The organism is Staphylococcus coagulans (assembly GCF_002901995.1).
Classification (GTDB): domain Bacteria; phylum Bacillota; class Bacilli; order Staphylococcales; family Staphylococcaceae; genus Staphylococcus; species Staphylococcus coagulans.
Genome location: NZ_PPQN01000016.1, coordinates 75374 through 87506 on the forward strand (window position 1 = coordinate 75374; position 12133 = coordinate 87506).

Annotated in this window: 10 protein-coding genes and 1 pseudogene; 7 read left to right on the forward strand and 4 right to left on the reverse strand. The window is 36.9% G+C overall.

What is annotated here, in order from left to right:
- Nucleotides 1-4: 4 nt before the first annotated feature.
- From sdaAA to CD118_RS04755, 3 genes are read right to left on the reverse strand one after another with little or no spacing between them, the layout of a single operon-like run.
- Entirely contained in the window at nucleotides 5-904 is a 900-nt protein-coding gene (sdaAA, locus tag CD118_RS04745; protein WP_060829440.1) for an L-serine ammonia-lyase, iron-sulfur-dependent, subunit alpha, read from the reverse strand.
- A 15-nt stretch (nucleotides 905-919) separates the two neighbouring features.
- Nucleotides 920-1597 (reverse strand): L-serine ammonia-lyase, iron-sulfur-dependent subunit beta, encoded by a 678-nt coding sequence (gene sdaAB / locus CD118_RS04750; protein WP_103356339.1) that lies wholly within the window; start codon nucleotides 1595-1597, stop codon nucleotides 920-922.
- A gap of 15 nt (nucleotides 1598-1612) precedes the next feature.
- Complete coding sequence (locus CD118_RS04755; RefSeq protein WP_060829441.1) at nucleotides 1613-2644, reverse strand: PTS sugar transporter subunit IIC; 1032 nt, start codon at nucleotides 2642-2644, stop codon at nucleotides 1613-1615.
- A gap of 464 nt (nucleotides 2645-3108) precedes the next feature.
- Between CD118_RS04755 and CD118_RS04760 the strand changes: the two genes are divergently transcribed.
- Together CD118_RS04760 and CD118_RS04765 are read left to right on the forward strand one after the other, a co-directional pair.
- Nucleotides 3109-3288 carry a hypothetical protein gene (locus CD118_RS04760; RefSeq protein ID WP_016426178.1) on the forward strand — a complete coding sequence of 60 codons (180 nt, stop codon included), beginning with the start codon at nucleotides 3109-3111 and terminating at the stop codon, nucleotides 3286-3288.
- 225 nt (nucleotides 3289-3513) lie between these two features.
- Nucleotides 3514-4359, forward strand: coding sequence for a metallophosphoesterase (locus CD118_RS04765; RefSeq protein WP_060829442.1), 846 nt, complete (start codon nucleotides 3514-3516; stop codon nucleotides 4357-4359).
- A 191-nt stretch (nucleotides 4360-4550) separates the two neighbouring features.
- Here the strand turns inward: CD118_RS04765 and CD118_RS04770 are convergent, their stop codons facing one another.
- Nucleotides 4551-6038, reverse strand: a complete 1488-nt coding sequence (locus tag CD118_RS04770) for an aldehyde dehydrogenase family protein (protein ID WP_060829443.1) — start codon at nucleotides 6036-6038, stop codon at nucleotides 4551-4553.
- 900 nt (nucleotides 6039-6938) lie between these two features.
- Here CD118_RS04770 and CD118_RS04775 point away from each other — a divergent pair.
- The 5 genes and pseudogenes from CD118_RS04775 to CD118_RS04790 all read left to right on the forward strand — a co-directional run bounded on the left by CD118_RS04775 (nucleotide 6939) and on the right by CD118_RS04790 (nucleotide 11972).
- Nucleotides 6939-7946 (forward strand): PTS sugar transporter subunit IIC, encoded by a 1008-nt coding sequence (locus tag CD118_RS04775; protein ID WP_050345222.1) that lies wholly within the window; start codon nucleotides 6939-6941, stop codon nucleotides 7944-7946.
- A 95-nt stretch (nucleotides 7947-8041) separates the two neighbouring features.
- Nucleotides 8042-9573, forward strand: a pseudogene (locus tag CD118_RS04780) (SLC13 family permease); the annotation flags it as partial.
- Nucleotides 9574-10169: 596 nt separating this feature from the next.
- Nucleotides 10170-10745, forward strand: coding sequence for a hypothetical protein (locus tag CD118_RS04785; protein WP_060829445.1), 576 nt, complete (start codon nucleotides 10170-10172; stop codon nucleotides 10743-10745).
- A gap of 12 nt (nucleotides 10746-10757) precedes the next feature.
- The gene (locus CD118_RS11975) at nucleotides 10758-10934 is read left to right on the forward strand and encodes a hypothetical protein (protein ID WP_164905406.1); all 177 of its coding nucleotides are present in this window, start codon (nucleotides 10758-10760) and stop codon (nucleotides 10932-10934) included.
- 219 nt (nucleotides 10935-11153) lie between these two features.
- The gene (locus tag CD118_RS04790; protein ID WP_050330020.1) at nucleotides 11154-11972 is read left to right on the forward strand and encodes a formate/nitrite transporter family protein; all 819 of its coding nucleotides are present in this window, start codon (nucleotides 11154-11156) and stop codon (nucleotides 11970-11972) included.
- Nucleotides 11973-12133 lie beyond the last annotated feature (161 nt).

The following is a 12133-nucleotide window of genomic DNA, read 5'->3' on the forward strand; positions in this document are numbered from 1 at the left end:
TCAATTAAGAGAATATTTCTTTTTTCTGCGTATGTCCAAAGATTTTTTCTTTAATTGCTTGCCCAGTCGGAGTTCCAGCAAGACCACCGATACCAGTTTCACGCAATGAAGCAGGTAAATTTCGTCCTACTTTATCCATTGCCATTATAACTTCATCAACAGGGATACGGCTTTCAACCCCCGCTAATGCTAAATCTGCAGAAATAAGTCCATTGCCAGAGCCAATCGCGTTGCGCATTACGCATGGGATTTCAACTAACCCAGCGACTGGGTCACAAACGAGACCTAATAAGTTACTTAGGCTGATAGCAATTGCATGACCTGCTTGTTGAGGTGTGCCCCCAAACGTTTCGACTGCAGCAGCTGCAGCAATGGCTGAAGCTGTACCAACTTCAGCTTGGCATCCACCTGTAGCCCCAGCTACCGAGGCATTGTTTGCAATAATCATACCGCACATCGAGGCAGCAAATAGAAATTGGAGCATTTGTTCATTGCTTAACTCATGAGAAGCTTCTAATTTGAAGAGTACACCCGGTATTGTTCCTGAAGAACCTGCTGTAGGGGTCGCACAAATAATACCCATTGCTGCATTGACTTCATTTGTAGCAATCGCACCTTTTACAGCTGTCATCATATCGTAACCTGATAATGCTTGATGATTTTGATTATATTCATGAACTTTAATGGCATCTTGTCCAGTATAGCCTGTAACACTTTTAACGCCTTTACCTGTTGTTCCTTTTTCAACAGCGTCCCGCATTGTATCTAAGTTTTGTTGCATCATATCAAGGACTTCTTCTCTAGACATGCCGCGTGTAGACATCTCCTGCGCAATCATAATTTCTGCAAAAGTTGTGTCGTGTTGCTCAGCATACGTGATTAATTCTTCCATAGTATCAAACATAGAAATCCCTCCGTTTTATTGTATATATGAGAAGTTTAAGCAAGGATAAGCCGTTTTTAATGAAGTTAACAATGCTTCATCAATGGGCTTATTTAAATGTAGTGCTAGAAGACAACGACCTTCGTTCATCGTTTTAATCTCTTCATTAATATCTACTTCTTTTTCAACAAGTTGATTAATTAAATGATTCACTTCAGAAATCGTACATTCGCCATCAATAACGAGAATATTCGGTGTGTGTGACATGAGAATACACATTTGATTGACGTGGATACTTTTCACTTTAAATGCGCCACCACCAATAGAAATTCCATTTAATTCGACGTGACGCGAGCCATGATCTAATTGAATCAATGCGCAATTCGGATGTTCGCCTAGACTGGTTCCAGGTCCTTCAATAAATTCAAAATCGATGCCTTGTTCTTTAGCGATTTTTGTAGAGGACTTAATACGTGGGTCAGATGTATTGAAATCAAGTAAGCCTCCGATGATAGCTAAATCAGTTCCATGCCCACGGTGTGTTTCTGCGAAAGATTCATAATAATGCACTTTAATTTTTTCAGGTGTATCACCTAGAATCGCGCGTGCAGCTTTTCCGATTTTAACGGCGCCTGCTGTATGTGAACTTGAAGGGCCCATCATTACTGGACCAATAATATCGAATGCACTTTGGTAATCTTTTGTACGAGCCATAATGCGTTCCACTCCTTAACTAGTTTGTTGTTTTAATTGAGGTGTATGCACATTGAAAGTAAGTCGTTTTTTGCTAATAAATGTACTGATGATATAACTTAAAAGGATGCTAATGATTGCGACAACAACGATCGTAATGGCTGTACGCAATGCATCATTAAAGCCTAGAGCAACAATCGGACCTGCAATCGGTGTTGCCATACCTGGTTGGTTAACGACGATACCCATGTAAGTGATAAATAAGCCGTTGACCATGCCTACGATTGCGTTGGTACCGTATAGCTGAATGGGATATTTTGCAATGATATCAATTTGTGTGAGCGGTTCAATGGCTACTGCAAATGCTTTACCGGAGTTACCAATTTTTAATTTTTTAAACAGTACAAAGTTTGCAAACGAGCTACCCATACATCCTAGAGCACCGATTGCCATTGGAATACCTGTTAAACCAAGTAAACTTGTGAAAACCATCGAACTGAGCGGTGTCATACCTACAACAGGTACAATCGCACCTATAACAAGTGCAAGCGCATAAGGGTTATTATCACCAACAGCAGTTACTGCAGAACCAATTTGTTTAAGAACAGCAATCACACTTGGTGAAACAAGAGATGCAACCCCATAGGCTAAAGCAGGGGAGACTAAAATAACGACAATCAAATCTAAACCTTCAGGAACATATTTTTCTATAACTTTAATTCCAAAACCGACAATATAAGCTGCGATAAATGCAGGTAAAAGTTTAAAATCAAATAACACCAAACCGGTTAATACGGCAAAAACTGGGTTGATACCAAACTTTAAGCAAGTCAGAATACCTACTGCAACCCCGCTTAAGCTACCCGCAATTTCCCCTAATTTGATAAAGTATTCCGAGTGCAATACGCCACCAATGGCATATTTCAAAAACGCCTCAGGTAAAAAAGATGCACATGCTGCACCCGATAAGGCTTGTAAGCTGACTTTGCCGTTTGGTGCAAATTTTAAGAATAATGTCATCGCCAATAAGACGACTAATAGTGTTCCAATTCCTAAAATAAAATCCATAACTTTTCCTTCTCTCTTAATTTGCTTTTTAAGTTTTGGATAGCTATCAAAACACCCTCATCATAAAGGCATTTTAGATGCTGTGCAAGCCCTTACATTATACTAAAAATGCAATATTTCGTGTTGTTAACATAATTAATTATATATTTATATATATTGTGAAAATGAATGTAGTGTTTAATTGTTCATAATACTAAAATTTATCTAAGTATTTCACATTAAAGTTTTAATGCGATAAATCAAATTGATTTAATATGACATATTTGTGAATTAATAAAAGTTTAAACATTATTAATTTTCAAACGTATAAAATTACTCAATTTGAATCAAAATACTGCAATAAGTAGTGAGTGATTAATTATGATAATTATGTGAATACAATCACAAAAATAATGAAATTAAGTTGAAGTAGGTGTATAATACAAATAGGGAAAGGAAAGCAATAATTAAAGGATGTGTTAAAAATGAGAAAAGCAATTTTAGAACTAATTCGTTCTAACCAAAGTTGTTACGAAATTTACATTCATACTGGTGTAAGCCAAGGTATTATTTCAGACATCCGCTCTGGCTATCGTACATTAGATGATATTAGTTTACGTGACGCTGAACGCCTTTACGATTATGCACAACTCGTTGCTGCATAATATTTAAAATATGAGAATACTAACCGAGAGAGAATAAGAGAATAGATGGAAAAGCATATACTCATAAAACCATAGACCTTTCAAACTGGTACGTTTCAAATGTTCCGTTTAGAAAGGTCTTTTAATTTTGTCTATATCGAATATAAGAAGATAAGGCGGTGAAAAAGCAAGATATTATACGTTTGTACTGGCATTCTGGGATAATAGTTATAAGGGGGAAGCATGATGAAAATCGGTACTTTATCAGATATCCATTTTGATCGCCATCAACAATTACGGATGGAAGATTATATTGAAGCGCTAGCGCAATTGACGCGTCAAAAGGAGTTAGACTTGTTGATCATTGCGGGTGATATTTCCAATCACTATAGCACTACATTGCGATTTATCAAGCAATTGACCGAAAATGTTGCGTGTGGTGTATATTTTATTCCAGGCAATCATGATATTTGGCGTCAAGCTGATGAAATCATCACCTCGGAAGAAATTTTAGCTTTATATACAGCCCATCCCCAGTGCCTCATCAATCAACCGCTTGAATTAGGACAATTTGTTATCGTTGGCCATATGGGCTGGTATGATTATCACTTTGCAAGTAACAAATATACTTTGGAGAAATTGGAAAGAGGTAAGCATTACGGGGCGACATGGCAAGATAAAGTCCATACGAATTTTGAACAGTCTGATCAGATGCTATCCAAGCGTTTTGCAGAATCAGTGTTCCATCAATTAGAGCCTTATCTACATCATAAAGTTATTTTAGTCACACATGTTGTAACGCATCCAAAATTCGTTGTCCCTTTACCGCATCGAATTTTCGATTTTTTCAACGCTTTTATTGGGACACAAGATTTTGATTATGTTTATGAACATTATGACGTGGCGTATAGTGTGATGGGGCATGTTCATTTTAGAAAAAGATACACCGAAAATGGCACGACGTATCTTTGTTCTTGTCTTGGCTATCCGCGAGAATGGAGAGGTGACGATCTCTTCACAGAACTCAAAGATGCATTGCAAATGATTGAGCTTCCAGATAGTGATAATCCACATAATTTCAAGCATGTGTAATAAAAAATTAAGGTGTGTCAGTGGACTTGTTACAGTATTTAAATCATAGTAATGAATAGAGTGCAAAAGCGTATGTAACATAAAGTGAATAACGAAAACGACGGAATCAAGTGCACTACAAGATTCCGTCGTTCTATTTATTTTAGGAGAGCGTCATTAAATTATTTTTCACACAAGTTGTTTCAAGTTATTTAGTATAGACCTTTTGTTTCGTTGCTAATATCTATATAAATATTTTTAACTTGTTGGTAGTTTGCAATGGCATCTTTATAAGTTTCACGACCAATACCTGATTTTTTGTAGCCTCCGAATGGCGCCCCTTCAGGAACTTGGTTATACGTATTGACCCATACACGACCTGTACGGACATTTTTAGCTACATTTAATGCACGGTTAATATTTGTTGAGAAAACACCACCAGCTAAGCCGTATTCAGAGTCATTTGCGATTTGAATAGCTTCTTCATCGTCTTTCACTTTAATAATTGTTAATACGGGCCCAAAGATTTCTTCTTGCGCTAATTTATTTTTATTATCCTTTACTTCGATAAGCGTAGGTTCAAAGAAATGACCTTTATCTAATCCATTATCAGTTAAACGGTGACCGCCGACGAGAATATTGGCATCGTTTTCTTTCGCATAGTCGATATAACCTTGAATTTTATCGATTTGTGCTTGGCCAGTTTGAGAACCCATTTGTGTAGCGCTATCAAGTGGATCGCCAACTCTAATTTGTTTAAATGCTTCAACAAGTCGTGGTACAAGTGTGTCATAAATTTTTTCATGAACAAGTAAACGAGAACCTGCACTACATACTTCACCTTGGTTGAATAAGATACCGAGTTGGATGCCTTCTAAAGCTAAATCTAGGTTTGCATCATCTAAAATAATGTTGGCACTTTTACCACCAAGTTCAAGTGTTGCTGGTACGATACGTTTTGCACCTGCTTCTGCAACTTGATAACCCACATCAGTAGAACCAGTGAATGATAATTTGTCGACACCTTCATGATTGAAAATGGCATTACCAGATTCTGAACCTTTACCTGTTACGACATTGACAACACCTGCTGGTAAAACTTCTTGGAAGATTTTAGCTAATTCAATTAAACTTAACGGTGTTGAAGAAGAAGGTTGGATAACGACTGTGTTACCTGCAGCTAAAGCTGGACCTAATTTCCATGAAGCAAGTAGCATTGGGAAGTTCCATGCAACGACAGCACCGACAACACCAATTGGTTCGTGTTGAATAATGCTCATAACATTGTCTTCAATATTGTTGAGAGTACCTTCATCTGTATCCGCAACACTTGCAAAATATTGGTAATGACGTGCTGCAGCAGGAATGTCGATATTTGCAGACTCGCGAATTGCCTTACCTGTGTTTAATGTTTCAATAGTCGCAAAGTGATCTTTTTTCTCCATTAATTTATCATGAATTTGACGTAATAAATTTGAACGTTCTTGTTTGGATTTGCGGCTCCATTCTGGAAATGCGTCTTGTGCGGCTTTAACCGCTTTGTCAACGTCTTGATCATTGGCTTTAGCGACTTTTGCTAAAACTTCTCCTGTTGCTGGATTGTTGACATCTAAGTACTCACCAGATTCCGGCTTTACAAATTCACCGCCAATAAACAGTTCATATTGATCAGAAACATAATCCTTAACATTGATACCCATAATATTGCCTCCTTTTAGTTCAACATTATAAAAAGTAATATATTTTGATATTGTTAATTCATTGATGAACGACTTTTTAAAATGTTCTAAAACAAATCTTTCATAGTCTTATTCTAAATCGATATGTTTAAAAGGTAAATTAATCTGACTCATTAAGAAAAATGTTCCTTTCGATAAGTGGTACAGGGAGTGATGAGAAGTCCAAACCAATAAAAAACAAGCCTCCATAATAGGAGGCTTGCATACTGGGGAAAGAGAAGTTAAACCGTATCAACGGCTCATGCTTCTAAACATTGTAGTCATGAGTTTTTTTATGGAAGACTCATGTTAGAAAATGACTGACACCTTAGTTAGGTAATGAATTCAATTGTTTTATATGATTACTCTTGAGGAAAAATGAACAATCAAATTTACCTTTGACACTTCATCTTATCAGAGATGTGTGAGAAGTATCTGGATGCAATTATATCTAAGTTCCAAACTTTTGTAAATAGGAAACATTTCGATTTGTAAAAAATTATCATTCTCGAGTCTGAGAAAAAGTCCGTACTCTTGGCGGATGTGTCACTAAAAATCAAGGGGTATACTGTACATAGAACAGTAAATCAATATTCCCATTAGATAAACTGTTCACACTCATCTCAGTGTATGTATACTTGATCACCCCGATAAAAAATCAAGTATCCTAAACCTCCTTTAAAGATAAGATAAGTTAAGCCTTAGTTGGTGTAGAACCGATGTGTCCCCGCGCATCGGTTCTTTTTTAATGGCGTTTATTTTTCCAATCATCTCTTATGATAAAACATTGCTGATGTTTCTATTATTTAATACGAATTTTTTGTATGATGTTAATATAAAAAAATTGTATGTTAACAAACTGAAGAAGAGAGTGTGAGAAAAGTGAAACAATTATTAAGGCGTTGGTTTATTGAAGGTTTGAGTTATATGACGCTAGGGCTGTTCAGCTCCTTAATTATTGGATTAATTATGCAAACGTTAGGTAAACAAACATTATTTCCTAATCTCCATTTAGGCTTTTTAGTCGAGATAGGAACAGTTGCACAAAGTTTAACTGGTGCTGCAATCGGCGCGGCCATTGCCTATGGGTTGAAAGCAAAGCCCCTCGTCATTTTTGCTAGTGTTATTGTGGGGATGCTCGGTTATGATACGTTTTCCGGTGGTGCAGTAGGGGCCTATTTTGCAACTTTGGTCGCTGTTGAAGTGAGTCGATTATATGCATCTAAAACAAAAATCGATATCATTGTCTCTCCATTTTTAACATTAGTGATAGGCGGCGTTGTGGCAAAGTTTTTAGGCCCTGTTTTAAATCAAATGATGCGTGCCCTTGGGAGAGTGATTGTTATCTCTACAGAACAGCAACCATTTTTAATGGGAATCTTAGTTGCGGTCATCTTTGGCTTGTGTCTGACTGCGCCGATTTCTAGCGCTGCGTTAGCCTTAATGCTTGATTTATCAGGATTGGCGGCAGGTGCAGCAACAATCGGATGTGTGTGTCAGATGGTTGGCTTTGCTGTAACAGGCTATAAAGATAATGGCATTAGTGGCTTGATTTCAATTGGAATTGGAACGAGTATGTTGCAAGTCCCAAATATTTTATTAAAACCATTGATTCTTATCCCACCTACACTCGCAAGTGCAATTATTGCACCGGTTATGACAACATTGTTCCCAATGACTAATAATGCAGCAGGTGCAGGTATGGGCACGAGCGGATTTGTTGGTCAAATTATGACGATACATACGATGGGAAGTCAATTAGATACATGGTTACGTATTGCTGTTTTCCACTTTGCTTTACCTATCGCAGTGACTTATGTGATTTATCATTTTATGCGTAAGCGTCAATGGATTCACGATGGGGATCAAAAGTTAAATGTGAGTGAGTAAAAAATCTTTAAAATTTTGTGAATGTTAAAACACGTATATCTTTTTAAAGCGCTTTCTTGTTACAATAAGGTTAAAGATCTCAACAAAGGGGGCGCCATGTATGGCAACATCTTCAAAGAAGAAAGAGGGAACAACATTTAAGCCTTTATGGTTTATCTTAAGTTTTGTAGCACTTTTCATAGTGCTCTTATTACCAACGTCAGACCAACTCCCAGTGATGGGAAAATGTGCGTTAGCTATTTTAGCGTTTGCAGTCATTTTATGGGTCACTGAAGCGGTCACTTACCCGGTATCAGCGACTATGATTGTCGGCTTGATTATTTTACTTCTTGGCTTTAGTCCAGTTCAACATCTAACTGAGTCGCTTGGGAACCCTAAAGTCGGTGGTCAAGTTTTAAAAGGGGCAGATGTATTTGGTACAGGAAATGCATTAAAATTAGCCTTCAGCGGTTTTTCATCTAGTGCAGTTGCGTTAGTCGCTGCCGCACTGTTTCTTGCAACTGCAATGCAAGTTACAAATTTACATAAACGACTTGCTTTATTAGTGTTATCTCTTGTAGGTAATAAAACGAAGCGTATCGTCATTGGGGCTATCTTAGTTTCGATTATTTTAGCCTTTTTCGTACCTTCTGCAACTGCACGTGCAGGCGCAGTTGTGCCAATTTTACTCGGTATGGTAGCTGCGTTTGGTGCTGCAAAAGAAAGTAAACTCGCAGCATTATTAATTATTACAGCGGTTCAAGCTGTTTCGATATGGAATGTAGGGATTAAAACTGCAGCAGCACAAAATATTGTGGCAGTTAACTTTATCAATGATCAGTTAGGTCATGATGTCTCATGGGGCGAGTGGTTTTTATATGCAGCGCCATGGTCTATCGTCATGTCGATTGTGCTCTACTTTGTCATGCTCAAAGTCGTACCACCGGAAAAAAATGAAATTGAAGGTGGCACAGAGCTCGTTAAACAACAACTCGCTGAACTCGGTCCTGTAAAACCTAAAGAGTGGCGTTTAATCATAATCTCTGTATTATTATTAGTTTTATGGTCAACAGAAAAAGTATTACATCCAATCGATTCATCATCAATCACACTGTTAGCTTTAGCTGTGATGTTGACGCCGAAAATTGGTGTTATGAGTTGGAAAGAAGCTGAACAGCGCATCCCTTGGGGAACAATTATTGTTTTTGGAGTAGGAATTTCATTAGGAAATGTATTGCTACAAACACATGCCGCGCAGTGGTTGAGTGATGCGACATTTGGATTGTTAGGCTTAAAAGGAATGCCAATCGTTGCGACGATCGCGTTAATTTCTTTATTCAATATTCTAATCCATCTTGGATTTGCAAGTGCGACAAGTTTAGCTTCAGCATTGATTCCAGTATTCATCTCATTAACTTCAACTTTAAGTTTAGGAGATCATGCGATTGGATTTGTACTTATCCAACAATTTGTGATTAGTTTTGGCTTCTTATTGCCTGTAAGTTCACCACAAAGTATGCTCGCATACGGCACTGAAACATTTACGGTTAAAGATTTCTTGAAAGCAGGCATTCCGATTACTGTGATTGGCTACTTGCTCGTTGTGTTATTCAGTATGACTTATTGGCAATGGCTTGGCCTATTATAAAGTCACCTTATTGTCACGGAAATATGAATGAACGAGGCATGTCGAATTTTTAATCAATCACATTTTCAATACATTGAACAAAAGGTGAATGGATATGCAGTTGCCTTAGCTTTATGATGAGGTGCTTGGGGCATCAACTCCAAAATAAATAGCGTTCAGATGATATTTTACAGAAAATCATCTGAGCGCTTCCTTTTTTATGATTAAACTTCTTATTATATGATTTCCCTCATAAGTCTTGTCATCGATACTTCGCTTACATACGTCATCATTTACTATTATAGTTAAAAACAAGTCACTTTTGCCTCATTTTATTAATCACGACATAAACTAAAATAACGATGAATTGATTTGGCCTCAGCGCATTTCTATTTCAATTAAGCCAAATTGAGTTGAGGCTTCAGCCCATAAGCAACTATATTTATGAAGGTAAGATTATCAAAAATTTGATTTCACTGACCTTTTTTACGACTTAACATAAAATATAAATGAGTTGTGGGTGCAGTTTCTTTTACTGATATTGTCAAAATATTAAAAATAAAACTTATGAATAAGTGATAAAATAAGAATGGGGCAAATAAAGTGGGGTTGATACCATGAGTTTATATAGAAAATTAAGACAGTTTGGTGTTGAAGATTTAAAAATATTAGAGAATGTGACCTTTCAAACCGTCACGAATTTAATGGAACTCAATAAAGAGGAAGCAGAGCAACTACAAGTCGACATGCAAATCGCTGGCTATACCTTTCAACCGCCCGTTGCTTTAGATGCAAACAACGTAGAATTACCCGTTCAGATTGAATGTGATTTAGACTGTGGAAACGCACCGAAAATGAAAAAATTGCGCGATTTCATTATTGGCTGCATCACTTATGATACTGACATGCTCGATCGTGTGATGACGTACACGCAGCTACAAATCGTCTTGAATGAAACACGTATTTTTGAAGACTTAACCCAATTTAAACTATTTTTATGGAACCATCGTGAAATGTTAAAGCATGTGCAAATTTCACATTTGCTGTCGCATGGACATAAGGGCGCGGCACGCGTAGATATTGAAGATGTGTATCATCAAAAATATGTTTTGGTGCTATTTGTGGAGTTTGACAGTCATAAAAAAGAGGCGGGGATTCGTCAAGTTAAAGCGAACTTATTATCTATTACATAGGAGGACGATGTCATGAATGAACGTTATTTGAAAGTTTTAGGTCTTTATTTTATCAGTGCAGCAATTCCTGCTTTACTTGATAAAGTCAATTCATCAAACTGTTTCTTTAAGTGGTTTACAAAAACAGTGATTGGCTACGGTATATTTGCGAGTGGCTTAAAAATAATGAAAAAGCATAAACATTCCTAATCAAATTGATTTGAAAAGTCACTAGAATGTGGCAGTCACGTTTTTTAAGGAAAGGGAAGCGATAGAAAGTAAAACTTGTATCACTCATTTTATTTTCTATCCCCTTTCCTTTTTTTAATTCCCTGCTAGTGATGTACAACTTTGTAGTACGTCATGTAAAATGGAAATAGCAAGATTAAAACAAAACATCAACTTAAAAATTAAAATGGAGGCTTTGAAATGGGGATTCAAAAACCGTCAAAAACAATTGAGGATACCTATGCGTCGCGTCATACAATCAATGACATTATCCATGCGGTAGCGATGAAAGAGGTCATGCTTGATCGAGCAATGCCACGTTATATTGTTAAATCTATGATGTCTGGATTTTTGTTAGCGATTGTAACGGTCTTTATGTTAGCCATTAAAACACAAATGGCCGGTGCATTACCCGGTGTGGTCAACTTAATGGGGGCTATCGCATTCAGCATTGCCTTAGTCTTAATCGTCTTGACGCATTCTGAATTATTAACGAGTAACTTTATGTATATGACAGTAGGGATGTACTATCGAACGATTTCAATCACAAAGGCCATGTGGTTGTTTATCGTCTGCTTTATTGGCAATATTTTAGGTGCTTTTGTGTTATTTATTTTAATGTATTTTACAAAAGTAATGACGCCAGAGATGGTGCACGCATTAACTGCAACTGTGACAGCCAAAACGGTTGAACCAACGTGGCATGCGATACTCGTTAAAGCCATTTTTGCAAACTTCTTTATTAATATTGGGATTTATGTATCTATGCAATTTAAAGAAGGTCTATCAAAAGCTTTCTTTATTGCAGTTGGCGTTATTATTTTCGTATTTATGGCTTATGAACACGTCGTATATAACGCAGGTTTATTTGTAGGTATGATTTTCTATAATTTCGATGGTCTTTCATGGTTAGGTGTATTAAAAAATATCGTCTTTGCTTTTGTTGGTAACTATATTGGTGGAGGCTTGATGGTCGGCTTGCTTTACGCTTATCTTAACGGCTCACGTCGAGTAGAATAAGGTCTCTGATTATTCTGAAAAGCGTTATAGTTACAGAGATCGTTCATTTTTTAATTGGATGGTCATATAATGACTCACGGTGAATACGTTTCGGTTGGAGCGTATTCTTTTCTATCTTGTTTTATATTTGATAATCTACTTATGAATCTTATGGGAAAAGG

Excerpts from the sequence above, each read along its gene's own strand:
- sdaAA (WP_060829440.1), bottom strand. The coding sequence starts at position 904 with ATGTTTGATACTATGGAAGAATTAATCACGTATGCTGAGCAACACGAC.
- sdaAB (WP_103356339.1), bottom strand. The coding sequence starts at position 1,597 with ATGGCTCGTACAAAAGATTACCAAAGTGCATTCGATATTATTGGTCCA.
- CD118_RS04755 (WP_060829441.1), bottom strand. The coding sequence starts at position 2,644 with ATGGATTTTATTTTAGGAATTGGAACACTATTAGTCGTCTTATTGGCG.
- CD118_RS04760 (WP_016426178.1), top strand. The coding sequence starts at position 3,109 with ATGAGAAAAGCAATTTTAGAACTAATTCGTTCTAACCAAAGTTGTTAC.
- CD118_RS04765 (WP_060829442.1), top strand. The coding sequence starts at position 3,514 with ATGAAAATCGGTACTTTATCAGATATCCATTTTGATCGCCATCAACAA.
- CD118_RS04770 (WP_060829443.1), bottom strand. The coding sequence starts at position 6,038 with ATGGGTATCAATGTTAAGGATTATGTTTCTGATCAATATGAACTGTTT.
- CD118_RS04785 (WP_060829445.1), top strand. The coding sequence starts at position 10,170 with ATGAGTTTATATAGAAAATTAAGACAGTTTGGTGTTGAAGATTTAAAA.
- CD118_RS11975 (WP_164905406.1), top strand. The coding sequence starts at position 10,758 with ATGAATGAACGTTATTTGAAAGTTTTAGGTCTTTATTTTATCAGTGCA.
- CD118_RS04790 (WP_050330020.1), top strand. The coding sequence starts at position 11,154 with ATGGGGATTCAAAAACCGTCAAAAACAATTGAGGATACCTATGCGTCG.